The sequence below is a fragment of the Halomonas sp. H10-9-1 genome, from assembly GCF_040147005.1.
Lineage (GTDB): Bacteria > Pseudomonadota > Gammaproteobacteria > Pseudomonadales > Halomonadaceae > Halomonas.
Genome location: NZ_JAMSHO010000001.1, coordinates 1,600,214 through 1,625,000, shown reverse-complemented (window position 1 = coordinate 1,625,000; position 24,787 = coordinate 1,600,214). Strand labels below are relative to the sequence as shown.

The 24,787-nt window shown below is 69.2% G+C and carries 19 protein-coding genes; 7 read left to right on the top strand and 12 right to left on the bottom strand.

All coding sequences use genetic code 11. The features are described 5' to 3' along the window. Nucleotides 1-103 precede the first annotated feature (103 nt). Complete coding sequence (locus tag NFH66_RS07405; protein WP_349609511.1) at nucleotides 104-1,828, top strand: proline--tRNA ligase; 1,725 nt, start codon at nucleotides 104-106, stop codon at nucleotides 1,826-1,828. Between the two features lie 16 nt (nucleotides 1,829-1,844). After that, nucleotides 1,845-2,492: a lytic transglycosylase domain-containing protein gene (locus NFH66_RS07400; protein ID WP_349609510.1), complete on the top strand. Its 648-nt coding sequence runs from the start codon at nucleotides 1,845-1,847 to the stop codon at nucleotides 2,490-2,492. Nucleotides 2,493-2,501: 9 nt separating this feature from the next. On the opposite strand, the gene NFH66_RS07395 is transcribed toward NFH66_RS07400, so the two are convergent. The 5 genes from NFH66_RS07395 to rfaH form a co-directional block, all read right to left on the bottom strand. Then, nucleotides 2,502-3,752 (bottom strand): PqqD family peptide modification chaperone, encoded by a 1,251-nt coding sequence (locus NFH66_RS07395; protein WP_349609508.1) that lies wholly within the window; start codon nucleotides 3,750-3,752, stop codon nucleotides 2,502-2,504. After that, a complete protein-coding gene (locus NFH66_RS07390; RefSeq protein WP_349609507.1) occupies nucleotides 3,752-4,201 on the bottom strand; it encodes a hypothetical protein in 450 nt (149 codons plus the stop codon). Before NFH66_RS07390 ends, NFH66_RS07395 begins: the two co-directional genes overlap by 1 nt. 254 nt (nucleotides 4,202-4,455) lie before the next feature. Further along, nucleotides 4,456-4,566, bottom strand: a complete 111-nt coding sequence (ccoM, locus tag NFH66_RS07385; RefSeq protein ID WP_349609505.1) for a cytochrome c oxidase subunit CcoM — start codon at nucleotides 4,564-4,566, stop codon at nucleotides 4,456-4,458. Nucleotides 4,567-4,695: 129 nt separating this feature from the next. Further along, on the bottom strand, nucleotides 4,696-5,214 hold the full coding sequence (locus NFH66_RS07380; RefSeq protein WP_349609503.1) for an FKBP-type peptidyl-prolyl cis-trans isomerase: 519 nt from the start codon (nucleotides 5,212-5,214) through the stop codon (nucleotides 4,696-4,698). Nucleotides 5,215-5,267: 53 nt separating this feature from the next. Next, nucleotides 5,268-5,801 carry a transcription/translation regulatory transformer protein RfaH gene (rfaH, locus tag NFH66_RS07375; RefSeq protein WP_349609501.1) on the bottom strand — a complete coding sequence of 178 codons (534 nt, stop codon included), beginning with the start codon at nucleotides 5,799-5,801 and terminating at the stop codon, nucleotides 5,268-5,270. Nucleotides 5,802-5,939: 138 nt separating this feature from the next. Between rfaH and NFH66_RS07370 the strand changes: the two genes are divergently transcribed. Further along, nucleotides 5,940-7,307 carry an AmpG family muropeptide MFS transporter gene (locus NFH66_RS07370; protein WP_349609499.1) on the top strand — a complete coding sequence of 456 codons (1,368 nt, stop codon included), beginning with the start codon at nucleotides 5,940-5,942 and terminating at the stop codon, nucleotides 7,305-7,307. 41 nt (nucleotides 7,308-7,348) lie between these two features. On the opposite strand, the gene NFH66_RS07365 is transcribed toward NFH66_RS07370, so the two are convergent. Beyond that, nucleotides 7,349-9,175 (bottom strand): SEC-C metal-binding domain-containing protein, encoded by a 1,827-nt coding sequence (locus tag NFH66_RS07365; RefSeq protein WP_349609497.1) that lies wholly within the window; start codon nucleotides 9,173-9,175, stop codon nucleotides 7,349-7,351. A 292-nt stretch (nucleotides 9,176-9,467) separates the two neighbouring features. Here NFH66_RS07365 and NFH66_RS07360 point away from each other — a divergent pair, with 292 nt between their 5' ends. The 3 genes from NFH66_RS07360 (at nucleotide 9,468) to NFH66_RS07350 (ending at nucleotide 13,142) form a co-directional block, all read left to right on the top strand. Continuing rightward, nucleotides 9,468-11,405: a DNA topoisomerase III gene (locus tag NFH66_RS07360; RefSeq protein ID WP_349609495.1), complete on the top strand. Its 1,938-nt coding sequence runs from the start codon at nucleotides 9,468-9,470 to the stop codon at nucleotides 11,403-11,405. Next, nucleotides 11,402-12,295, top strand: coding sequence for a ketopantoate reductase family protein (locus NFH66_RS07355; protein WP_349609494.1), 894 nt, complete (start codon nucleotides 11,402-11,404; stop codon nucleotides 12,293-12,295). Before NFH66_RS07360 ends, NFH66_RS07355 begins: the two co-directional genes overlap by 4 nt. Before the next feature lie 214 nt (nucleotides 12,296-12,509). After that, nucleotides 12,510-13,142, top strand: coding sequence for a hypothetical protein (locus NFH66_RS07350; protein WP_349609493.1), 633 nt, complete (start codon nucleotides 12,510-12,512; stop codon nucleotides 13,140-13,142). 200 nt (nucleotides 13,143-13,342) lie between these two features. On the opposite strand, the gene ppc is transcribed toward NFH66_RS07350, so the two are convergent. The 5 genes from ppc to cysM are packed head-to-tail and all read right to left on the bottom strand — an operon-like array spanning nucleotide 13,343 to nucleotide 21,630. Further along, nucleotides 13,343-15,991, bottom strand: coding sequence for a phosphoenolpyruvate carboxylase (gene ppc / locus NFH66_RS07345; RefSeq protein ID WP_349609491.1), 2,649 nt, complete (start codon nucleotides 15,989-15,991; stop codon nucleotides 13,343-13,345). Beyond that, the gene (mazG, locus tag NFH66_RS07340) at nucleotides 15,988-16,998 is read right to left on the bottom strand and encodes a nucleoside triphosphate pyrophosphohydrolase (RefSeq protein ID WP_349609490.1); all 1,011 of its coding nucleotides are present in this window, start codon (nucleotides 16,996-16,998) and stop codon (nucleotides 15,988-15,990) included. Before mazG ends, ppc begins: the two co-directional genes overlap by 4 nt. After that, on the bottom strand, nucleotides 16,995-19,280 hold the full coding sequence (gene relA / locus NFH66_RS07335) for a GTP diphosphokinase (protein WP_349609488.1): 2,286 nt from the start codon (nucleotides 19,278-19,280) through the stop codon (nucleotides 16,995-16,997). Before relA ends, mazG begins: the two co-directional genes overlap by 4 nt. Next, nucleotides 19,273-20,730, bottom strand: coding sequence for a TRAM domain-containing protein (locus NFH66_RS07330; RefSeq protein WP_349609487.1), 1,458 nt, complete (start codon nucleotides 20,728-20,730; stop codon nucleotides 19,273-19,275). Before NFH66_RS07330 ends, relA begins: the two co-directional genes overlap by 8 nt. Before the next feature lie 3 nt (nucleotides 20,731-20,733). Further along, nucleotides 20,734-21,630: a cysteine synthase CysM gene (gene cysM, locus NFH66_RS07325; protein WP_349609486.1), complete on the bottom strand. Its 897-nt coding sequence runs from the start codon at nucleotides 21,628-21,630 to the stop codon at nucleotides 20,734-20,736. Nucleotides 21,631-21,740: 110 nt separating this feature from the next. Between cysM and NFH66_RS07320 the strand changes: the two genes are divergently transcribed. Further along, nucleotides 21,741-24,464 carry an ATP-binding protein gene (locus NFH66_RS07320; protein WP_349609485.1) on the top strand — a complete coding sequence of 908 codons (2,724 nt, stop codon included), beginning with the start codon at nucleotides 21,741-21,743 and terminating at the stop codon, nucleotides 24,462-24,464. Here the strand turns inward: NFH66_RS07320 and NFH66_RS07315 are convergent. Further along, nucleotides 24,404-24,787, bottom strand: coding sequence for a holo-ACP synthase (locus NFH66_RS07315; protein ID WP_349609484.1), 384 nt, complete (start codon nucleotides 24,785-24,787; stop codon nucleotides 24,404-24,406). The two genes, NFH66_RS07320 and NFH66_RS07315, sit on opposite strands and share 61 nt — an antisense overlap.

Sequence of the window (24,787 nt, the reverse complement as noted above, 5' to 3'; positions counted from 1 at the left end):
GGGGCGCGTGGCTTTTGCCGCCCCCGTGGGTTCACCGTACAATGCCCGCATCATCGCCGCCCCTGCGGCCATCCCCTTTGACGACCGAGGACACCCCGGACCCATGCGCGCTACCCAGATGCTGATCGCCACCCTCAAGGAAACCCCCGCCGATGCAGAAGTCATCAGCCACCAGCTGATGCTGCGTTCAGGCATGATCCGCCGCCTCACCTCCGGCCTCTACACCTGGCTGCCATTGGGGCTCAAGACCCTGCGCAAGGTCGAACGCATCGTGCGCGAGGAGATGGATCGGGCCGGCGCCCAGGAGGTGCTGATGCCGGCGGTCCAGCCCGCCGAACTGTGGCAGGAGTCCGGCCGCTGGGAGCAGTACGGCCCCGAGCTGCTGCGCCTCAAGGACCGCCACGATCGCGACTACTGCGTGGGCCCCACCCACGAGGAAGTGATCACCGACCTGGTCCGCAAGGAGATCTCCAGCTACAAGCAACTGCCGGCCAACTTCTACCAGATCCAGACCAAGTTCCGCGACGAGATCCGCCCGCGCTTCGGCGTGATGCGTTCCCGCGAGTTCATCATGAAGGACGCCTACTCCTTCCACGTCGACGAGGACTCCCTCAAGGAGACCTACCAGGCGATGTATGACGCCTACGTGCGGATCTTCACCCGCCTGGGGCTGGACTTCCGCCCGGTGATCGCCGACAACGGCGCCATCGGCGGCACCGGCTCCCACGAGTTCCACGTGCTGGCCGACTCCGGCGAGGACGACATCGTGTTCTCCACCGGGTCCGACTACGCGGCCAATATGGAGAAGGCCGAGGCGCTGCCGGCGCCGCTGGGCAGTGACGCTCGGCGCCCGGCGCCCGGCGAGGCACTGCGCCTGGTGGATACGCCTGACGCCAAGACCATCGCCACCCTGGTGGAGCAGCACGGCCTGCCCATCGAGAAGACCATCAAGACCCTGATGGTCCACGCCGCCGAGGGGGGCCTGATCGCCCTGCTGGTGCGTGGCGACCACGAGCTCAACGAGGTGAAGGCCGAGAACCTGCCCGAGGTGGCGGCCCCGCTGACCATGGCCAACGAGGAGGAGATTCGCGCCGTGGTGGGTGCCGGCCCCGGCTCCCTGGGCCCGGTCAACCTCGCGATGCCGGTCATCATCGATCGCAGCGTGGCCCTGATGAGCGACTTCGGCGCCGGTGCCAATATCGACGGCAAGCACTACTTCGGCATCAACTGGGAGCGCGATGCGGCGCTGCCCAAGGTGGCCGACATACGCAAGGTGGTCGAGGGCGACCCCTCACCGGACGGCCAGGGCATGCTCGCCATCAAGCGCGGCATCGAGGTGGGCCATGTCTTCCAGCTCGGCAAGAAGTACTCCGAGGCGATGAACGCCAGCGTGCTGGGCGACGAAGGTCGTGCCCTACACCCCTGGATGGGCTGCTATGGTATCGGGGTGACCCGCGTGGTGGCGGCGGCCATCGAGCAGAACCACGATGCCGCCGGCATCATCTGGCCGGACGCCATCGCGCCATTCCAACTGGCGCTGGTGCCAATGAATGCCCACAAGTCGCAGCGTGTGCGCGAGGAGTCGGAGAAACTCTACGCCGAGCTGAGTGCCGCCGGTTTCGAGGTACTGCTGGACGACCGCGACCTGCGCCCCGGCGCGAAGTTCGCCGACCATGAGCTGATGGGCCTGCCCCATCGCCTGGTGGTCGGGGATCGCGGACTGGACAAGGGTGAACTGGAGTACAAGGGACGCCGTGACAGCGAAGCCACCATGGTGCCGGCCGGGGAGATCCTCGACTTCCTGCGCCACAAGATCCAGCTCGGCTAGTTTCAGCTTGGCCAGAATGCGCCGCTCACTTGCCGCCATGCTGGCAAGCAGCCTGCTGGCGGCGGGTGTAGCGGCCGATGATGGCGATTTCCTGGCATCCCTGGCGGCCGATGGTCGGCCGCTGCTGGTCCAGCCGCTGCCGGATACCCCGCATACGCTGCGCACCACCCTCGACGAGACGCTCTCCATCTCCCGTGACCCGGCCGAGGTGTGGGCCGCACGCCAGTGGTTTACCGCCATGCAGCCGGCGCTGTCGCGCCATGTGAAGGATCCAATGCTGCGCAGCGAGTTGCTGCGTCGTGTCTATCACGAGGCGACGCTGGCGGGGCTGCCTCCCGAGCTGGTACTGGCCCTGATCCAGGTGGAGAGTGCCTTCCAGGTCGAGGCGGTTTCTTCCGCCGGCGCGGTGGGACTGATGCAGATCATGCCATTCTGGATCCGCGAACTGGGCCTGCCCGCCGACGACCTCAAGGATCCGTGGCGAAACCTGCGCTATGGTTGCACGATACTCGCCCACTACCTGGCAGTGGAGCGCGGCGACTTCACCCGGGCCCTGGCCCGCTACAACGGCAGCCTGGGCAAGACCTGGTACCCGGAACGCGTGATGCGCGCCTGGCAACGCCACTGGCGCCCCGCCGAGGAGCGCCTGACGGTGCAGCGCTGAGCGCCACGGCTATTCGGCAGCGGTCAACAGGCCGGCATCGGCAAGCCCCGCCAGCAGGCGACAGACATCCTCGGTGACCGACGCCAGCGGCTCGTCGAAGTGCTCGCCCAGCAGTTCCCCTAGCTCCCTCCCGGTCAGCGGCTCCTGGCACAGCAGCCGCCAAACCGCCTCGCCGGTGGGGTTCAGGCGGTGGATGACCCCGCTGGCGGGCTGGATCAGGAACAGCTCGTGGCCGAGGGGATAGCCTCGCACCTCGCGCGCGGCCATCCAACGCCGCGTCGCGGGGAACGGGCCGTTTACCGGCACGGCATCGCGCCTGGCCAGGGCGCCGGCATGGCACACCGCCCCGATCCCGTCGTGCCCCGCCTTGCTCTTCGCGTTCCCACCATCCTCGTTCCCACCAACTTCGCCCTCGACCGCCTCGAGAACGGCACCCAGATGGCGGGCCGCCGCCAGCGGCTCGGCATAACGCAGCAGCAGGCAGGGCACGCGCTCCATCAGCGGCAGCAGGTGGGCCATCAGCGTCTCGGGCGCGGCATGGTGGGCGAAGTTCTGGGCGAGCAGCTGTAGCAGCCCCTCTCCCGGCAGGAGCCGGACCACCTCGGGTGCACGCCGCTGGTCATCGCGCTCCAGCAGCACCAGCGCCCCCACCGGGCCCTGCTCGCCATGGCGTGCCAGGGCATTGCCGGGCGGCAGCACGAAACGGTAGCGTGCATCCTCCGGGCCGGCATGGACCTCGGCGTAATCGGCCAGTTCGGGGGCAAGCGTCTCGGGCAGCGGCAGGCGCAGCCGTGGTGCGATGCCCAGCGCCACGCCACACCCCTCCCGCGTCAGGCCCAGCACATCATCGCCGAACAGCCGATACCCGGCCACCGCGAAAGCCACCGCCAGGGTGCTCTTGCCGGCGCGGTGGCTCTCGGGAAATAGCACCAGGCGGCCCCCCACCTCGACGCTGGCACAGTGCAGGCCGAGCAGCCCGGTAGCGCGCTCGAACCGCTCGCCGCCCAGGTCGGCGATCAGGCTGCATACCGCCGAGGCCGGCGTCGGCAACTCGAGACCGCGAGGGAGCTGGGGCGAACGCTGCAGATAGCCTCCGCGGCTGCGCCGCAGGCGTATCGCCGGGGCCAGGCCCCGGGCACGCGCGATGGCGAGGGGCCAGCCCGGCAGCGCCTGGCCCAGGGCCTCGACTACCTCGGGCGCCTCCTGCACACGCAGGAGGCGCCCGAGACCAGGCAGGGCAATATCCCAGGCCTCGGTCATCACCAGCGGCGATCGGGGCGACCGAAGACGATGTCCTCGATGATGGTCACCGGGTCTTCACGATAGTCGCGCAGCCGACGGCGATCGTGCTCGTAGGCACGCCGCGAGACGTAGCGGTCGTCCCGGTGATAGCGGTCGTCCCGGTGATAGCGGTCGTCCCGGTGATAACGGTCGTCGTGACGATAACGACGCTCCTGGCGGGCCCGCTCATGCCTCCGGTAGGCACCGTCGTAGCGGCTGGGCCGGGAACGGCTGGGGCGCGACCAGCTGGGTCGCGAGTGGCTGGGACGCGAACGGCGGCGTCCGTCCCAGGCCTGGGCCTGGCCGACGCTGAACAGCGTGGGGGCCACATAGGCACCGGCCAGCCCCACGCCGAGTGTGGCGAGGAGCCGGCGCCGACGCCGACGGTGGGTATCGGCGGCGTCGATTTCACGATCATGGTGTCGCATGGGAACCTCCTGCGGCTCGACGAGCGGTGTCATTTCGAACACTGTTCATCCTAGCCACTGCGACCGTGAGATGCCGCCACCGGAGAGGCGTTGTCGATTTGTTCCACGGTCGTTGCCGATCTGCGACACCGGCGTGCCACAACTCATTGCCACAAGAATATTGCCACAAGAATAAAAAAGGGCCGACCCGTGAAGGTCGGCCCACTGGGGGGAAAGACTCCCCCCTCCCCTGACGACTCGTGCTGCGGCTGGCTTCAGCGCTTCTTGCGGTGATCCCGCACGATGAAGGCGACCCAGCCACCCATGAAAGCGATCATCATCGCGACGGTGACTAACCCGAAGATTACGGCGTCATCCAGATACATGGTGGTGTTCTCCCCGACTCGATGTGTTGGATGCACTGTAGCCCGGGAAGACGCTGGGAAAGCTGACCTGAATCAAGTTACGCCCCGGGGGCCGCTACGAGACCCGGCATAATTGATTCAGGTCAGTTTTCAGGGCAGCTTCCTGTCCTCGACCTGGGTGTGATCGGTGTCGGGGGGCAGCGGGTGACCCTTGGCCAGCTCGGCGCGGGTGGCATCGCGCACCGACAGCACCTGGAGCGCGTAGCGCAGGGTGTGGCCGGCCAGCGGGTGGTTGGTGTCGATCAGCACGCTGTCGTCGCGCACCTCGATGACGGTGACGACCTCGGGGCCATCATCACCGGGCGTCTGGAAGCGCATGCCGGGGGCGAGGTCCGGCACCGGGAAGGCGTCACGCCCCACCTCACGCACCAGCGCCTCATCGCGCAGGCCATAGGCGTCGGCGGGCATCAGGGTCACGGTCAGCTCGGCCCCGGCGCCCTGGCCCTCCAGGGCGCGCTCCAGGCCGGCGACGATATTGTGGTGGCCATGCAGGTACTCGAGGGGCTGCTGGCGGGCGCGGGAATCATCGAGGACCCGGCCGTCGGCGTCGCTGAGGACCTCCCTCAAGACATAATGCAGGGTGACGACGCGCTGAGGGACAATGGTCATGCGGATCTCCTGGCTGGGGGTGTCGCGGGTGAAAGCCGGCGGCGATGACCGACTCAGTTGCGGCGCAGATTGGCCACCGGCATCTCCAGGCGCTGCTGGCGATGCAACAGGTTGAGCAGTACGATGGCGCGCTCCTCGCCCTTGTGGCTCTCGAACACCGCCTGCAGCTCCTTGAAGGGCCCGTCGGTGATCTGCACCGCCTCGCCGGCGTGGAAGTAGAGGTTGGCATCCTGGTCGCGCTCGCTGCCCTTCTCGCACAGCGTCTCCACCAGGGCATCATCCACGGCGATGGGCGTCTCGCCGAAGCTGACCAGCTTCAGCACGCCGCGGGTGGAGCGGATGGGGCGCCAGTTGCTCACCAGCCGGTCGAGGCGGATGAACAGGTAGTAGGGAAACAGCGGCTCGGCCACCCAGGTCAACTTGCCGCGGCGCTTCTTCTGCACCTCGAGCACCGGATGAAAGACCTCGAAGCCCTGATTGACCAGGTTCTCGGTGGCGCGGAAGGATTCGCCGCCCTTGCACTGGATCACATACCAGCGAGGTACCGCTGCTTCGCTCTCATCGCGTATCGCATCGCTCTCGTTCATGATTCTCCCTTCACGCTGCACGCTGGTATCGCTGCCGGGGCTCTGCAACAATCGACTGCTGCCCTGCGCGACCCGTCTCGCGGGCCGGGTGCCCGGCGAAAGAGGCAAGGATTCTAACACCGTTGCAAGGAGAGCCCCATGCCGACGCCTACCGTCCAGAGAAGCTGGCAAGCCTCCCTGGCGATCTACCTGCGCGCCCCCGTCATCACCATGCTGTTCCTGGGCTTCTCCGCCGGCCTGCCCTTCCTGCTGGTATTCTCCACGCTCTCGGCCTGGCTGCGCAGCGACGGCGTCGAGGTGGCGGCGATCGGCTTCTTCGCCTGGATCGGCATGCTCTATTCGATCAAGTTCTTCTGGGCCCCGGTGGTGGACCGCCTGCCCTTGCCACTGCTGACGCGCCGCCTCGGCCAGCGCCGCGGCTGGATGCTGCTGGCACAGGCGATGATCGTCGCCGGCCTGGTCGGGCTCGCCGGGGTCGACCCGCTGGGGCAGCTGCCGCTGGTGGCCGCCTTCGCCCTGCTGGTCGCCTTCGGTAGCGCCACCCAGGACATCGCCATCGATGCCTTCCGCATCGAGTCGGCGCCCGAGGACATCCAGGCGGCCATGGCCTCGACCTATATCATCGGCTACCGCGGCGGCCTGCTGGCGGCCGGTGCCGGTGCGCTCTACGTTGCCTCCTGGCTCTCCTGGGAAGCCGCCTACCTGACCATGGCCGCGCTGGTTGGCATCGGCGTCATCACGGTGCTGGTGCGCCCCGAGCCCGAGCGTCTCTCACTGACCAGCCAGTTGATCCATGAGCCACGGGTACGCGCCTTTCTGCGGGCCAGCCGCGGCCAGCCCAGGCTCCTGCGCCGCCTGGGTGCCTGGGCGACCGGGGCCATCGTCTGTCCCTTCACCGACTTCTTCACCCGCTATCGGCGCAAGGCCCTGTGGCTGCTGCTGTTCGTGGCGGTATTCCGCATCAGCGACCTGGCCATGGCCTCCATGGCCAACCCGCTGTATATCGACCTGGGGTTCACGCTGACCGAGATCGCCAACGTCACCAACGCCTTCGGCATTGCCATGAGCATCGCCGGCGGCATGCTGGGCGGGCTACTGGTAGCGCGCTACGGCATCGGGCCCATCCTGGTGCTGGGCGCCACGGCGGCGGCGCTGACCAACCTGCTGTTCAGCGCCCTGGCGCTCACCGGCCAGAGCCTGCCGTTGCTGGTGATGGCCATCGTCGGCGACAACCTGGCCAATGGCCTGGCCAGTGCGGTGTTCATCGCCTTTCTCTCGAGCCTGACATCGCGGGCCTACACCGCGACACAGTACGCGCTGTTCTCGTCGCTGATGACCCTGCCCGGCAAGTTCCTGAGCGGCTTCGGTGGGCTGGTGGTCGAGGTCGAGGGCTACGCCACCTTCTTCATGATCTCCGCCTGCATGGGGATTCCGGCGGTGCTGCTGGCGGTGTGGATCAGCCGTGACCGGGAGCTGATGCCCGCGCCGGTGCCGGCGAAGGCATAGCTCTCAACGTGGTCAGACCCCCAGGGTGAGCGGCTACCCTGTCAGCCGTCGAGCCACCCCTGCAGCCAGCCGAGCGCCCCCGGGGTGACTCGCCACTGGTCGCGCATCAGGGTGCGATACTGCCAGGCTTCGGCGCGGCTACCGGGTTCCGCGGGGCCATCATCGCCTCCCGGCACCGGCCGCGGGTTGTCACTGCACAGCAGGCGCAGCGCATGGGCATTGCTGGCATGGGTCTCGACCAGTGCCTGGCCGGCCTCCTCGAGCCGGCCGAGGCGATAGAGGGCCAGGCAGCGCCCCATCAGCACGCCCAGCGCCGGCCCTTCTGCTTCGGTCTCCGGCGGCTGCTCACTGAGCGCCAGGGCATCGCTGTCGCGGCCATCCCGCAGCAGCTGGTCGAGCACCAGCTCCCGCAGTCCCAGGCTGTCATGGTTATCCAGCGCCAGCAGGCGTTCGGCCAGCCGGCGGGAGCGCTCGCGGGCGCCCCGCTCCATGCCCACCACCAGCGCCAGTCCCGTGCGCAGCAGCAGGGCATTGTCGGCGTCCTCCCAGGCCAGGGTACCCGGACCTTCTGCCGCCACCTGTTCGAGCCAGCGCTCCAGCCGACTGGCCAGCGGCACGAACAGGCTAGGTGCCATCCACGGCAGGCTGCCGAAGCGGGTGGTCAGCGCCAGCGCCAGCTCCTGCGCCACCGCCGGGGCATCCAGCCACTCGGGATGGCTGCACAGCTCGGGAAGCCACTCCGCGGCGCTCGGCCAGGGGTCATCCTCGAGCCCCAGCGGCGAGTCGGTGACGGCGGAGACGGGGAAGACCTGGCGCCAGGCAGCGTGCAGGGTGTCCTCGCGGGCGGTGGTGCGATACTCGAGGCGGCCCTGATCGCCGCCGAGACCGGCCAGGCGCGGGGCGATGGGCAGCTCCTCGAGCAGCGCCTGCAGCGAGGCCAGCGGCCCGGCCAGGTCCTCCTCGGCATTGAGCAGCTGCTCGGCCAGGGTGGCGCCAGGATTCTCGGCCAGGTCGGCAAGGAACTGCAGCTGGTCGGGGTCCAGGTCGCCCTGGCGCGCCAGGCGCCGGAACCAGAAGCGCGCCCGCTCGGCGGCTTCCTCCTCATGCCCCTCGTGAAGCAGCAGCATGGCCTCGATATAGGCCAGGGTGGGTGAGTCAGGTAGCGCCTGCTGGGCACGCACGAAGGCGGCACGGGCGCTGTCCAGGTCGTCGTTGTCGAGGTGCATCAGGCACAGCCGCTCGAGGGCCACACCGCGCAGGAACAGCGGGCCGTGCTCGAGCACGGCATCGAGGAGCCTCTCGCGCTTGCGATGGAAGCCGCGCTCCTGGTAGAGGTCGATGAGGATCTCGAAGGCGGGCTCGGCCTGTTCCGGTAGCCGCGACCAGTCGCCGCGCTCGAACAGCGATTCGAGGATCTGCTGGGCACGCCCGCGCTGGCCGGTCTCGGCGGCGATCAGGCCCGCCTCGAGCAGCGCCTGGGCCGGGGCCCGGCCGCTGGCCAGCGCCGCCTTGAGGGCGTCGCCCTTCCAGTCGCGCAGCGAGAGCATCCACATCAGATGATCGGGCACCGAACCGGGCAGCGTCACGGCGCCACAGCAGTGCTTGGTCTTGCGACCGGAGTCGCACCAGCAGGGCTCGTTGCGCCCCGGGCGCGCGAGTGGCTCGCAGCGGAAGTCCAGGCGCGCCAGTGGCGTCTGGGACCACAGCTCCGGCGCCAGCGCCTGGGCCAGCGGCAGGTCACCGCCCACCAGCGCGGGCCCCGCGTCCCGCGCCCAGGCCATCAGCGCCGGATAGCGCTCGTCCTGGCGAATCGCCTTGAGTGCTCCCGAGGCAAACCCCAGCAGCTGTTCGACCCATACCGCCAGCATCGCGCCCTCCACCATCCGGAAAACGGCACAGTCTACCAGCCCGCAAGGGGGCTTGGCAGTCACCACGGACACCCCTTCGGGGTCAGCCCCGGCCACGCCCCTCGCCCACGCCAGCAGCGACCGTGAGCGGGCCTGCCTATTGAGTCGAGCGCCGGGACGTACCGGGTTCCCGTAGTACCCGCTGAACGTGCATGACATGACAACCGGCGTACATCATGAGCGCTACGTAACACCTGGCCAACTGCCACGAATACTGGAAGAATGTCCATCTTTCGCCGTTCTCGAGGCCACCATGCGCCTGATCATCGCCGAGAAGCCCAGCCTGGCCCGGGCCATCGCCGACGCCCTGCCCGGCTCTCCCCGCAAACTGGAGGGGGCGATCGCCGCGGGCGATACCACCGTGACCTGGTGTCTGGGCCACCTGCTGGAGCAGGCGCCCCCCGATGCCTATGACCCCGCCCTCAAGCAGTGGCGCCTGGATACCCTGCCGATCCTGCCCGAGCGCTGGAAGCTCACGCCGCGCCCCAAGGCCCGCGGCCAGTTGGCGACGATTCGCCGGCTGCTCAAGACGGCCGACGAGGTGGTGCACGCCGGCGACCCCGACCGCGAGGGCCAACTGCTGGTCCAGGAGGTGATCGAGTACCTCGGCTGGAAGGGCAGGGTGTCCCGGCTGCTGGTCAGCGACCTCAACCGCCCGGCGGTGCAGCGGGCGCTCTCGCGCCTGGAGGACAACGCCCGCTACCAGCCGCTCTACCGGGCCGCCGAATCGCGCTCGCGCGCCGACTGGCTCTATGGCATCAACCTGACCCGGGCCTGGACGCTGACCGGTCGCCAGGCCGGCCATGACGGCGTGCTCTCGGTAGGCCGCGTGCAGACGCCGGTGCTCGGCCTGGTGGTGCGCCGCGACGCCGAGATCCGCGACTTCACGCCCCGGCCCTTCTTCGTGCTGTGGGCCGATCTCGCGGTGGCGCGCGGTGCGCTGCGCGCCTGGTGGGTCCCCGGCGACCGCCATGGGCTGGACGACCAGGGACGCCTGCTGGCCCGGGAACCCGCCGCGACCCTGGCCGAGCGCCTGCCGGGGGCCGCCGGCCGGCTGGCGGCCCTGGAGACCCAGCAGAAGCGCCAGGCCGCCCCGCTGCCCTACTCGCTGTCGGCGCTGCAGGTCGACGCCGCCAGGCGCTACGGGATCTCCGCCAAGGTCGTCCTCGACACCTGCCAGGCGCTCTACGAACGCCACCAGCTGATCACCTACCCACGCTCCGACTGCCGCTATCTCCCCGAGGAGCACTTCGCCGCCGCACGCAGCACCCTGGCAAGCGCCTGCCGGGAGGACGCGACCCTGCGCCAGTGGCTAGCCGGCGCCGACTTCACCCGCCGCTCGAAGGCCTGGAACGACGCCAAGGTAGGGGCTCACCACGCCCTGGCGCCGACCGGGCGCCCCGCCGATAGCACGCGCCTCACGACCACCGAGGCCAATGTCTTCCGGCTGATCGCCCGCAATGTGCTGGCCCAGTTCTACCCCGCGCTCTCCACCCGCGAGGTGAAGGCCGAGTTCAACATACTCGAGGAGACCTTCCGTGCGCGCGGCCAGGAGATCCTCGCCCCCGGCTGGAAGCCGCTGTTCACCACCCGCGACGAGGCACTACCGCTGCCGCCCCTCAGCGAGGGCGAAGGCTGTCGCGTCCAGGAGGCCGGCGTGGAGGATCGCGAGACCCGCCCGCCCGAGCCCTTCAACGACGCCAGCCTGATCAAGGCGATGATGAACATCGGCCGCTACGTGGACGACCCCGCGGTCAGGCGCACCCTGCGCGAGCATGACGGACTGGGCACCGAGGCGACGCGAGCCGGCATCCTCGAGACCCTGGTGGAGCGCGGCTACCTGGTGCGCCAGGGCAAGGCGCTACGCGCCACCCGCCTGGGCAGCGCGCTGATCGCCTCGCTGCCCGAGGCGGTGGGCCGCCCCGAGCGCACCGCGCTATGGGAGCAGCGCCTCACCGCCATCGCCGAGGAGGACGCCGCCCCCGCCCCCTTCCTCGACTCACTGGTGGCCGACCTGCATGCGCTACTCGGCACCGCCGATGCCGACCGGCTGCGCCAGGCACTGCAGAGTGCCGAGGGCGAGGAAGCCTCGCCACCCCAGCGGGCGTCACGCCGCCGCAGCAACGGCCGCACGCCGGCCAGGGGCAGCAAGCGACGCGCGCCACGCCGCCGCCAGGAGGGCAGCCGATGACCCGGCGAACCCACTGGATCGTCGGCCCGGGAGCCATCGGCCGACTGCTCGCCCTGCGCCTCGTCCAGCACGGCCATGGGGTGACGCTGATCGGTCGTCGCGCCCTCCCCGGCCGCCAGACCCTTGTCACACCCGAGGGTGCAGCGGCGACCCTCGAGGTGGCCACCCGTGACTGCCCACCCCAGGACTGCCCGGAGATGGTGCACCTGACCACCAAGGCCTACGCCGCCGAGGCGGCCTATGCGGCGCTGGCAGGGCACCTCCCTGGGCACACCCCGCTGGTGCTGTGGCAGAACGGTTTCTTCACCCAGCCGCGGCTCGGCGCCTGTCACGCCGGCCCGGTGCTGTGCGCCACCACCACCGAAGGCGCCTATGTGGAGGGCGATGACCGAGTGGTCCACGCGGGACATGGCGACACCGCCATCGGCTGCCTGGACGGCGGCCATGCTGCCCTCGCCGAGTCACTAGCAGCCCTATTGAGCGAGGCCGGCCTGCCAGCCGCGGCGGTGCCGGACATTCGGCACCGACTGTGGCAGAAGCTGGCCGTCAACGCCGCCATCAACCCGCTGGTCGCTCGCTACCGGATTCGCAATGGCGAGCTGCGCGATGCCCCCTACCGGGCCGAGGTGGAGGCGGTCATCGCTGAGGTGGCGGGGGTGATGCAGGCCGAAGGGATAGCCCCGCCCGCCGGCGCGGGGCTCGATGGCTGGCGGGCCCTGGTCTGGCGAGTGGTGGGTGCCACCGCCAATAACCGCGCCTCGATGCTTCAGGATGTGCTGGCGGGCCGCGCCACCGAGCATGAGGCGATCCTGGCCCCCCTGGTGTCGGCCGCCACCCGCCACGGCCTGGCCACACCGCGGCTGGAGGCGCTGCTTGCCACCATGAGGTAGCACGCCCTTGGGGCAGACTCCAAGGGCGATCCCCAAGGGCCAGGGGGCTCGCTTCCAGGCATATTCAAGCCCGGCCATCGGGCGTCATGGAGGGGCTGGCGCCTCAATGGCTGGCGGATCCCGGGGCAACTTGCTAGCCTTGGAGGATCTCATCGCGACTCGCCCTGCGGCTTGCCCCTTCGTGGGTCAGGCCGTAGCGCAAGGACAGGGACACATGACATCCCGTCACACTACCGCCCTACTACTACTGGCCTGCCTTGCCCTCGTCGCGGCGCAGGGGGCGAGCGCCGCCGCGGACGACATGGCCGGCAAGGCCAGAGATGACCTGGCCAGCAAGGCCAGATACGCCAATGACGACAGCCCCGCCTATGTCGGTCACACGGAAGATATCGTGCGCCTGGACAACGGCGTCATCATCGACGGCCAGGACATCGAAACCCCCGACGGCTACACCTCCGGCTTTCGCCTGATCGCCGGCTTCAGCCCCTTCCAGCTACCCAGGCTCGATCTCGCTGCCGAGTTCAGCTACCGCGAGAGCGATGAGGTGCCCACGCGCCTCGGCGACCAGCAGATGCTGGTCAACACCGTCAGCCTCGGCGGCAGCCTGGTGGCGGGCGTGCGCCTGGGGCACTTCGGCCTGTATGCCAAATCCGGCCTGGTGGGCTGGGAAGGGGATGCCGTGATTCCCCGCGGCGACTTCGAAGAGGCCGGCACCACCCGGGTGCAGGGGTTCGGCGCCCGGCTGCAGTTCCCGGGCTTCACCAGCCGCCTGGAGATCGAGGAGTACGACGCCCCCGACATGGCCCACCTCAACCTGCTGACCGCCTCGATCAATATTCCCTTCTGAGCTGGCCGTCAGGATGTCGGCACCCATTGGCGCCTCCGCCACCCTGTAGGAGGCCGGGTCCCCCGGGCGAATGGAGGCCGAAGGCCTCCCTGTAGCGCCAAAGAGATCTGCAACACCGCCGGGCGCCTGACGGCGCCAGTCGCGAGGCAGAGCCTCCCTCCTACAACTCTGGCGGCAGCCGTGAGCAAAGTCCGGCGGGGTCAGCCGGTATTGCGCAGCCCCGCGGCGATGCCCGCCATGGTCACCATCAGCGCCCGCGAGAGATCGGCGCTGATCGCACCGTCGGCATCGCGGTTACGCTGCAGCAGCTCCGCCTGCAGGCCGTGCAGCGGGTCGATATAGGGGTTGCGCACGGCAATCGCCTGGTAGATCAGCGGCGTCTTCTCCAGCAGCTCCTGCTGTTCAAGGATCTCCAGCAGCACTCCGTTGAGACGCTCGAAGCGGGCGCGCAGGCGCTCACCCAGCGCCTTGAGCGCCGGCTCGTCGACCAGGCGATGCTCATAGTAGGCGGCGATGCCCACGTCGGCCTTGGCCAGCAGCATCTCCAGCATGTCCAGATAGGTGCCGAAGAAGGGCCAGCGATCCCGCATCTCCTGGAGCACCTCACGACCGCCCTCCTCCTCGAGACGCGTGGCGAAGGCCTCGCCGCTGCCCAGCCAGGCCGGCAACATCAGCCGGACCTGGGTCCAGGCGAAGATCCAGGGGATCGCCCGCAGGGTCTCCACCCCGCCGTCCTGGCGGCGCTTGGTGGGCCGTGAGCCCAGTGGCAGCCGTCCCAGCGAGCCCTCCGGGGTCACCGCCCGGAAGTAGGGCACGAAGTCGGGGTCCTCGCGCACCACTCCCACGTAGGCGCCATGGGCGATCTCGGCCAGGCGGTCCATCTCCTCGCGCCAGCGAGGCTCCGGATCGGGTGGCGGCAGCAGGGTCGCCTCCAGCACCGCACAGGCGTAGATCTCCATGGAGCGCAGGGCGATCTCCGGCTGGCCGAACTTGAAGCGGATCATCTCGCCCTGCTCGGTCACTCGCAAACTGCCGTTCACCGAGCCTGGCGGCTGGGAGAGGATGGCGGCATGGGCCGGGCCACCGCCGCGCCCCACGGTGCCACCGCGGCCGTGGAACAGGGTCAGGTCCACCGCATGGCGACGACACACCTCCACCAGGCTCTCCTGGGCACGGTACTGGGCCCAGGCTGCGGCCAACTGGCCGGCATCCTTGGCCGAGTCCGAGTAGCCGATCATCACCTCCTGGCGATCCCCGGCGTGGCGACGGTAGCCGGGCAGCGCCAGCAGCCGGTCGATCACCTCGCCGGCATGGTTGAGATCGTTGAGGGTCTCGAACAGCGGCGCGATGGGCAGCTTGACCTCGCCCCCGACCTCCTTCATCAACAGCGCCACGGCCAGCACGTCGGAGGGCTCTGCCGCCATGGAGATGACATAGGTGCCCAGCGCCTCGGGCTGCTCGGCGGCAATCTCCCGGAAGGTATCGATCACCTCCCGGGACTCCGGCGAGCACTCCCAGCGCCGCGGAATCAGTGGCCGCCGCGAGGCGAGCTCCTCGAGCAGGAAGGCCTGGCGCTGCTCCTCGCTCCAATCGCGATAGTGCCCGAGCCCCAGGCTGTCGGTAAGCTCCTCCATCACCTGGGCGTGGCGTCCCGCCTCCTGACGGATATCGAGCTTGGTCAGGGTGACGCCGAACACCGCCACCCGGCGCAGGGTGTCGAGCAGCGCGCCGTTGGCGATGGTGTCTAGCCCCACGTCGCACAGCGAGCGGTAACAGGCGAGCAGGGGCGAATAGAGCTGGTCGCGGCTCTCGATGATCGGGCCACCGTCGTAGGGCTTGCCGTCGAGGCTCGCCTTGGCCCAGTCGCGGGTCGCCTCGACCCGCGCCAGCAGCCGGCGCAGCAGTTCGCGATACGGCTCCGCCGCATCGCCGACCTCGGCCTGCAGGGCGCTGTTGGCCTTCCACATGGAGAGCTCGGCCTTGAGCTGCTCCAGGTCGCGCAGATAGAGGTCGGCCGCCATCCAGCGCCCGAGCAGGAGCACCTCGCGGGTCACCCGGGAGGTGACATTGGGGTTACCATCCCGGTCGCCCCCCATCCAGGAGGCGAAGCGCAGCGGCGCGGCATCCAGCGGCAGGCGCTCGCCGGCGGTCTCCAGCAACAGGTTGTCCAGGTCGCGATGGAAGTCGGGCACCGCCTGCCACAGCGAGTTCTCGATCACCGCGAAGCCCCACTTGGCCTCATCCACCGGCGAGGGACGCTCATGGCGAATCTCGTCGGTATGCCACGCCTGGCTGATCAGCTCTTCCAGGCGCCCCTTGGCCCGGGCACCGCGCTCGGGATAATCCGCCGAGGACTCGATGGCGGTCAGGCAGTCGTCGATGGCGTCATATTTCTGGATCAGGGTCCGCCGGATGACCTCGGTGGGGTGGGCGGTCAGCACCAGCTCGACACGCATCCCGGCCAGGCTCTCCACCAGCCTGCGCGGCGAGTTGCCGGCAGCGCGCGCCCGCTCCAGCAGCTCCGAGAGCACCGGCTGTGAGCCCGGGCGATAGTCCTCCACGCGGCGGAAGCGCGCCCGGTAGTGCTGCTCGGCGATGTTGGCCAGGTTGAGGAACTGGTTGAAGGCCCGGGTCACCGGCAGCAGGTCGCGGTCGGGCAGGCAGCGCAGGTAGTCGATCAGCTCACGCTGGGCCGCCGCATCGCCCTGGCGGCCGCGCTTGGCGAAGCCACGGATCGCCTCGATCCGATCGACGAAGCCATGGCCCAGGTCGTCGGCGATGGTGCGTCCCAGGCCGTCACCCAGGATACGGACGTTGTCGCGCAGGGATTCGTGCAGATCGTGGCTCATGGCCGTGTCTCTCCGGGGATGGCGGTGGCGTTGTTGTCAGTATCAGTATCAGTGTCAGTGTCGATGTCGGCAGCGCTGTCCGAGCGCCGGCCCTCGCTGCGCTTGGCGGCCTGCCAGTAACGCTCCATGGTATCGAGATCGGACGCCTCGGGGCTAATCCCTTCGGCAGCCAGGGCCGCCTCCACATGGCGGAAGCGACGCTCGAACTTGGCGTTGGTGGCGCGCAGGCATCGCTCCGGGTCGGCCTTGAGGGTGCGGGCGAGGTTGGTCACCGCGAACAGCAGGTCACCGACCTCCTCGGCGGCGTGCTCCCGGTCACCCGCGGCCAGCGCCTCCTCCACCTCATCCAGTTCCTCGCGGATCTTGGCGATCACCCCGCGGGCGTCGGGCCAGTCGAAGCCCACCCGGGCGGCACGCTTCGAGAGCTTGGCGGCCCGGGAGAGGGCCGGCAGGGTGCGCGGGACGTCATCCAACACCGAAGCCGCGGCGCTATCCAACACCGAAGCCGCGGCGCTATCCGGCACCGACGCCGAGCCAGACCCCGAGGTGCCCTCTACCTGGGCGGCCCGCGCGGCGCGCTCCTGCGCCTTGAGTGCCTCCCAGCGCCTATTGATGTTTTCGAGTTCGGGCACCTGGCGGCGCTCGATCTCCTCTGCCGTCACCCCCGGCGGGCGCCGCGTGGCCAGGGTGCCAGCGGGGAAGACATGGGGGTGGCGGCGCAGCATCTTGGCGGTCAGGGTATCCACGACGTCATGGAAGTCGAAGCGCTTCTCCTCCGCGCCGAACTGGGCGTAATAGACCACTTGGAAGAGCAGGTCACCCAACTCTCCCGGCACTTCGTTCCAGGCGCGACGCTCGATGGCGTCGGCGACCTCGTAGGCCTCCTCCAGGGTGTGGGGGACGATGGAGTCCCAGCCCTGGGCGAGGTCCCAGGGACAGCCCTGCTCGGGATCGCGCAGCACCGCCATCAGGGTCAGCAGATCCTCCAGGGAGTGGCGATGGCTCATGACCCGCGCTCCTTCTTCTTGCCCTTGCGGCTGCCACCGCCGGCACTGCGCAGGCGCCGCACTTCGATGACATTGGTGAGCTGCTGGATGCGCGAGAAGAGTCGCCCCAGGGTCTCCAGGCCATCCACCTCCACGGTGATGGTCAGGCGAGCGATGCCGTCGTCGCTGTCGGTGAGGGTGTTGACCGCCAGCACGTTGACCTTCTCGTTGCCGAGCACCCCGGTGACGTCGCGCAGCAGGCCAGAGCGGTCCCAGGCCTGCACCTCGATATTGACCGGATACTGGGTGCGGGCCCGCTCGCCCCACTCCACCTCGATGATGCGCTGGGGCTCGTCGAGGCGTAGCTGGAGGATGTTAGGGCAGTCCTGGCGATGGACCGTGACGCCGCGCCCCTGGGTGATGAAGCCGACGATGGGCTCGCCGGGCACCGGGTGGCAGCAGTTGGCCATGCTGGTCTTGAGGTTGCCGACCCCGAGCACGGTGATATCGCTCTGCGCCCCCTTGGCCGGCGAACGCCTGGGCTTGGCCAGCAGCCGCTCGAGCTGCTCCTGGTCGTCGTTCTCGCCGAACAGCTGCTGGGCCTGATGCAGCACCTGGCCGATGCGCAGGTCGCCCGCCCCCAGCGCCGCATACATGTCGTCCGGGCTCTGGTAGTTGACCTTGCGGGCCAGGGTATCGAGATCCATGTCCTCGAGGTCGAGGCGCTTCATCTCGCGCTCGAAGAGGGCACGCCCCTCCTCGAGGTTCTGGTCGCGGGCCTGGTGCTTGAACCAGGCCTGGATCTTGGCGCGGGCACGAGAGGTCCGCACATAGCCAAGGCTCGGGTTGAGCCAGTCGCGGCTGGGGCCGCTCTTGCTGGCGGTAAGGATCTCCACCTGCTGGCTGGTCTTGAGACGGTAGGTGAGCGGTACGATGCGGCCATTGACCTTGGCGCCCCGGCAACGATGGCCTACCTCGGTATGCACCCGATAGGCGAAGTCGATGGGGGTGGCGATGCGCGGCAGGTCGATGACATGGCCGTCTGGCGTGAAGACGTAGATGCGGTCGGGGGCGACGTCGCTCGAGAGGCCCTCGCGCAGGTCGCCGAAGTCGCCGACCTCCTCCTGCCACTCCAGCACCTGGCGCAGCCAGGCGATCTTCTCCTCGTAGCTGCTGCTCTTGGCCTTGGCGTCGTGGCCCTTGTAGCGCCAATGGGCACACACCCCGAGCTCCGCCTCCTCGTGCATGGTGAAGGTGCGGATCTGGATCTCCAGCACCTTGTTCTCGGGGCCGATCACCGCCGTATGCAGCGACTGGTAGCCGTTCTTCTTGGGGTTGGCGATGTAGTCGTCGAACTCGTTGGGCACGTGGTGCCAGCACGAATGCACGAGCCCCAGCACGGTGTAGCAGTCGGCCACCTCGGGCACCAGGATGCGCACCGCGCGGATGTCGTGGACCTGGGAGAAGTCGATGCGCTTGCGCTTCATCTTCCGCCAGATCGAGTAGATGTGCTTGGCCCGGCCATCGACGTCATAGCGGCTGATGCCCTGGGCCTCGAGGAGCGCCTTGAGGGTGTCGACCACATCGGCAATGTAGCGGTCGCGATCGAGGCGCTTCTCGGCCAACTGGCGGGCGATGGCCTTGTAGTCGTCCTCGTGGAGGTAGCGGAAGGAAAGGTCCTCCAGCTCCCACTTGAGGTGGCCGATGCCCAGGCGATGCGCCAGGGGAGCATAGATGTCGAACACCTCACGGGCCACGCGCTGCTGCTTCTCGCGCGGGGCATCCCTGACCTGGCGCAGCGCACAGGTGCGCTCGGCGATCTTGATCAGCGCCACGCGCACATCGTCGATCATGTTGACCAGCATCTTGCGCAGGTTGTCCTGCTGGTCATGCTGGCTCATCTCGTGGCTGGGCAGCTGGGTGGCACTGATCGCCGCCATCTGCAGCACGCCGTCGATCAGGCCGGCCACCTCTGTGCCGAACTGCTTGGCGACGGCCTCCAGGCCGGTCAGCCCTTCGCGCACCGCACGATAGAGCACGGCGGCCTCGAGCACCGCCTGGTCGAGCCTGAGCTCCCCCAGGATATCGGCCATCTCCAGGCCCATGCGAAAGCTGGAGCCATCTGCCAGCCAGTCGCGGTGGGGACGCTCAGACTCGCACTCCAGCCGCTCGGCGAGGCGGCAGGCCTCGACCATACTGGCCGGGTCGCGCAGCTTGACGTCCTCCTGCAGGCGCGCCACCCACAGGTCGATATCCACGCGTCCCGACGTGGTGAGGGGCTGGTCCTCGCGGACTTTAACCATCGGCTGATGCTCCTTGCCGCTGCCACTGCCGCTGAGCCCGTGAATGCTCGAACAGCAGCATCGACTCCAGGTGTGAGGTGTGCACGAACATGTCGGCCACGGCGATGCGGGTGATCCGATACCCACCATGCACGAGGTGTGCCACATCCCGGGCCAGGGTGGCCGGATCACAGGAGACATAGAGCAGCCGCGGGACCGGCGCGGCTACCAGCGCCCGGGCGGCCTCCTCGGCGCCGTCCCGTGGCGGGTCGAGCACCACCACTTCGGGGTGGGTCTCCGCGAGCAGCGCCGCCACGGCGCCCGCCTGCGCCAGGTCGGCCTGGCGAGCCGTGACCGTAAGGGCCGGCCCGCGAGCATTGGCCAGGACGTTGCGCTCCAGGCGCTCGACCATGGACGGGCTGCCCTCCACCGCGGTCACCCTGGCCCCGGCGGAGGCCAGCGGCAGGCTGAAGTTACCCACCCCGGCGAAGAGGTCGAGCAGCGCGACGCCAGCGAGGCCGCCCAGCCACTCGAGGGCGGTCGAGACCAGCCGTCGGTTGACCTCGGCATTGGCCTGCAGAAACTCTCCTGGCGCGAAGCCCAGGGTCAGTTCAACGCCGGCACCCGGCACCCGATAGCTCAGCGCCGGCGCAGGGGTCAACCACTCGAGCACGGGGGCTTCTCGCCCCGCCAGCCAGGCAAGGTGCACCCCGTGTGCGCTGCCGAAGGCACGCCAGGCCTCGCGATCCGCGGCGTGCTCCTTCAACTGGCGCACCACCAGGGTGGTGCCCTGGTCGCCGGCCAGCAGCTCCAGGTGCCCCACCTGGCGTGGCGCCTGGAGCGATGCCACCTGGCGGTGCAGGGGGGCCAGCAGCGCATCGAGCTCCGGCACCAGGATGGTGCAGTGCTCGATATCCACCAGGCGGTGGGTATGCCGCGCCCGGAACCCCAGGTGCAGGCGGCCCTCGGCATCCCGCTTCACCCCCAGCCGCGCACGCCGGCGATAGCCGTGGCTGGCGCCAGCCAGCAGCTCGGGCTCGCCGTCGATCTCGATGCCCTGGCGGGCCAGCAGGTCGATCAGCACGGCCTGCTTGTGGCGACGCTGGGCGGGGACCGCCAGGTGCTGGAGGTCGCAGCCACCGCAGCGGGCATAGTGGCCACAGGGCGGCTCGACGCGCTCCGGCGAGGCCTCGAGCACCTCGCGCACATGGGCCTCGTCGAAGCGCTTGCGGGTGCGATGGACCGCCGCCTCGACCCGCTCGCCGGGCAGTGCCCCCTCGACGAACAGCGCCTTGCCGGCGGCGTCGTGGGCAACCCCTCGGCCGTCATGGGCCAGGCGCTCGATCCGCAGGCCCGGCGCCTCACCGTCATGCGTCGCCCTGGCCACCGCCCGGGTAGGTGGTTGACGGCCCTGGAGCCCGGAGACACCCGACCGCTCGCGGGGCGGCCGCCGCTTGCCCAGCATCGCCATGACTCAGGCCTCCGGGGCAAACAGGCCGGTGGAGAGGTAGCGGTCGCCGCGATCGCAGACGATAAACACGATGACCGCGTTCTCGACCTGTTCGGCAACGCGCAGGGCACCGGCCAGGGCGCCACCGGAGCTGACGCCGGCCAGGATGCCCTCCTCCTGGGCCAGGCGGCGCATATGCAGCTCGGCCTCGTGCTGGCCGATATCGAGCACGCGATCGAGGCGACTGGCATCGAAGATGCTCGGCAGGTACTCCGTCGGCCAGCGACGGATGCCGGCGATGCTGGCGCCGTCCTCGGGCTGCAGGCCGATGATCTCGACCTCGGGATTACGCTCCTTGAGCGCCTGGGAGACGCCCATGATGGTGCCGGTGGTACCCATGGAGCTGATGAAGTGGGTCACCGTGCCGCCGGTCTGCGCCCAGATTTCCGGGCCTGTGCCGCGGTAGTGGGAGAGCGGGTTGTCGGGATTGGCGAACTGGTCGAGACGCTTGCCCTCACCGCGGGCGATCATGGCGTCAGCCAGGTCGCGGGCCTCCTCCATGCCCCCCTCCTTGCTGACCGTGATCAGCCTGGCGCCATAGGCGGCCATGCACTGCTTGCGCTCCTCCGAGGAGTTATCGGGCATGATCAGCACCATGCGATAGCCCTTGATCGCCGCGGCCATGGCCAGGGCGATGCCGGTATTGCCCGAAGTAGCCTCGATCAGGGTGTCACCCGGGACGATCTCGCCGCGGGCCTCGGCTTGCTCGAGCATGGTGAGTGCCGGACGGTCCTTCACCGAACCCGCCGGGTTGTTGCCCTCGAGCTTGGCCAGCAGCACATTGTTGCGGCCGGCAGCGATCCGCTTGAGGCGCACCAGCGGGGTGTGGCCGATAATCTCCTCGACGGTGGGAAAATGCATGCAAGCATCCTTCTCTAAAGGTATTTTCACCATTATATCCGCGTGGCTCCGGGGTGGACAGGCGTCCGCGGCCGCGTGGCATTTGGTGCCATCCACACTCGAGAGTTCCCATGTCCCTGAAGCTGCGTCTGCTGTTGATCACCCTGGTACTGCCCATGCTGCTGATGGCCAGCGTGGCGCTTATCACCCTACCCCTGCACCGCGGACAGCATGAGACGCAGCTCGAGGCGGAGCTGGCACGCGCCGTGGGCCTGGTCGCGCCTGGCCTGACCGCCGCGCTGCGGGATAATGACACTCAAGCCCTGGAGGCGAACGCCGGCCGCCTGCTCGACCTCAAGGAGGTGAAGGCCGTGGCGGTGGTCGCTGCCGGCGGCACGCTACAAGTGGAGATCGGGCGCCTCGAGACGAGCGTGCCCCTCGCCGACGAGCCGGGTTGGCAGCGCCATGACGATGGCCACTGGCGCCTGAGCACCCCCCTCGCAGGCGGCGGCGAGCACCTGGTCATGGATATCGATGCCAGCGGGTTGCTCCTCGAGCACTACCGACAGCTGGCGGTTACCGCCCTGCTGCTGTTGCTGGGCGCGGGCGTGCTGGGGCTGGCCACGAGCATCAGCTATCGGCGCCTGCAGCGCCCCCTCGAGGAGATCGACGCCACCCTGGAGCGCCTGACCCGGGGCGAGGCTGTGCGCCACCTTCCACCGTCACCCACCGAGCTGCCTCCCCTGGCCAGCCGTATCAATACGCTGGCCACGCAACTGGAGGAGGCCCGCGAGGAGATACAGCGCCAGATCACCCAGGCCACCGCGGAACTCGAGGAGTCGATGGAGACCGTCGAGGTCCAGAACATGCAGCTCGACCTGGCCCACCGGCGCGCCGTGGAGGCCAACCGGGTGAAATCGGAATTCCTGGCCAACATGAGTCACGAGATCCGCACCCCGCTCAACGGTATCGTCGGCTTCTGTCGGCTGCTGGGCCGCTCGCCGCTGAATGCCCGCCAGCAGGAGTGGCTGGAGCACGTCGACCGCGCCTGTGGCAACCTGCTGCTGCTGGTCAATGACGTGCTCGACTACTCCAAGCTCGAGGCGGGCCGGCTGGAGCTCGAGCGGCTGCCGGTGGAGATGGCGGAGATCGTCGACGAGGTGCTGGCCCTGCAGGCCCCCATGGTCCAGCAGAAGGGGCTGGAGCTGGTCGGCATGGTCTATGACGACGTGCCGCCGGTACTGCATGGCGACCCCATGCGCATCCGCCAGCTGCTGACCAACCTGGTCGGCAATGCGGTGAAGTTCACCGAGCACGGTGAGGTCCTGGTGCGAGTCATGGTGGAGGAGGCCGAACCCGGCCGGGTCACCTTGCGCGTCAACGTGTCGGACACCGGCATCGGCCTGTCGGCAGAGCACAGTCGCGGGCTGTTCGATGCCTTCCAGCAGGCGCTCCCGAGCCACTCGCGAGAGTTCGGCGGCAGCGGGCTGGGGCTCTCCATCTGCCGCCAGTTGGTGGAGCAGATGGGCGGCGAGATCGGGGTGGAGAGCACCCCGGGGCGGGGCAGCACCTTCACCTTCACCCTGCCACTGGCCGGCGAACCCGGGCCGGAGCGGCCGGCGGAGCTGCACCTGGCGGGGGAGAATATCCTGCTGGAGGAACCGCATCCGGCCACACGGCATGCCCTGCAGTACCTCCTACGGCGCTGGGGAGCCAGGACACTGGACGCCAAGGCGTCGGCCTCTTCTTCGGCCAGCCTGCTGGTGGCCAGCCTGGGTGGCCCGCCCTACTCCTCCGAGCGGCTGCGCCACTGGCGCGAACGCCTCGCCGAGCTGCCCTGTCCGGCCCTGCTGCTGTGCACCGCCAGTCCGCTGGACTTCCCCGACCTGGCGCTGCCCCATGGCGGAGAGATCCTGGCCAAGCCGGTGACCCGACATACCCTGGCCGACGCCATCGAGCGACTGTTGCCCCGGAAGCAGGACGCCTCCGGTAGCGGCGACGCATCGAGCGGCCCCGACACCCGCCTGCACCTGCTCGCCGTGGACGACAACGACGCCAACCGCCGGCTGATGAGCGAACTGCTGGCCGGCCCCGGCATGGAAGTCACCCTGGCCAGCAGCGGTGAGCAGGCCGTGGCCCTGGGGCGCCGGCAGCACTTCGACCTGGTGCTGATGGATATCCGCATGCCGGACATGGACGGCATCGAGACAAGCCGTGCGCTGCGTCGCCTCGGGGATGCCTGGGGCCGAACGCCGATCGTCGCCGTGACCGCCCATGCCCTGCAGGACGAGCGTCGTCGCCTGCTGGCCAGTGGCCTGGATGGCGTGCTGGTCAAGCCGCTGGATGCCGAGGAGCTGGCCACCCTGCTGATTCGCCACCTGGGCAGTGCACCCGACCATCTCACGGCGCCGCTCGCACGCCACGCCGCGGCGCCCGCACGGCCCCAGGCATCGGAGCTGCGCGCGGTGGACCTGTCGCTGGGCACGGACCTGGCCGGAGGCCGGGAAGCCCTGGCCCGCCAGCTGCTCGACCAGTTGGCCGACTCCCTCGACGAGAGCGAAGCCACGATACGTCGTGCCCACGCCGAGCAGGATGACGAGGCGCTACTGGACGCGATCCACGCCCTCAACGGCGCCTGCCGCTACTGCGGTGCGCCGCGCCTGGGACTACTCGCCGAGACCATGGAGACCCGCTTGAGAAGCCGCGGGCGCGAAGCCGTGACTCCGCTGCTGGAGGATCTCTTCAGCGCCATGGCACAGCTGCGCCGCTGGCGCCACGAGCACCCCCTGGACCCTCACCCTTCCAGCACCACGAAGGCCACCGCGAACTCCGCCTCATCGGATAACGACAGGTGAGTGGCACGCACCCCGGCGGCTCGCGCCAGCTCGTGAGCCCTGCCGGCGAGCAGCAGCGAGGGCCTGCCGAGCGTGTCATTGACCACCTGAATCTCGGTCCAGCGCATGCCGTTGCGCAACCCGGTACCCAGCGCCTTGACGAAGGCCTCCTTCGCCGCGAAGCGCTTGGCCAGGAAGGCCGCGGGCCGGGCCTGGGCCTGGGCCTGAAAACGCTCCCGCTCCACCGCCCCCAACAGGCGCTCGCTCAGGCGCTCACCCCGGCGTGACAGGGCGGCCTCGAAGCGCGCCACCCTGGCAATATCGGTGCCAATCCCGACAATCAT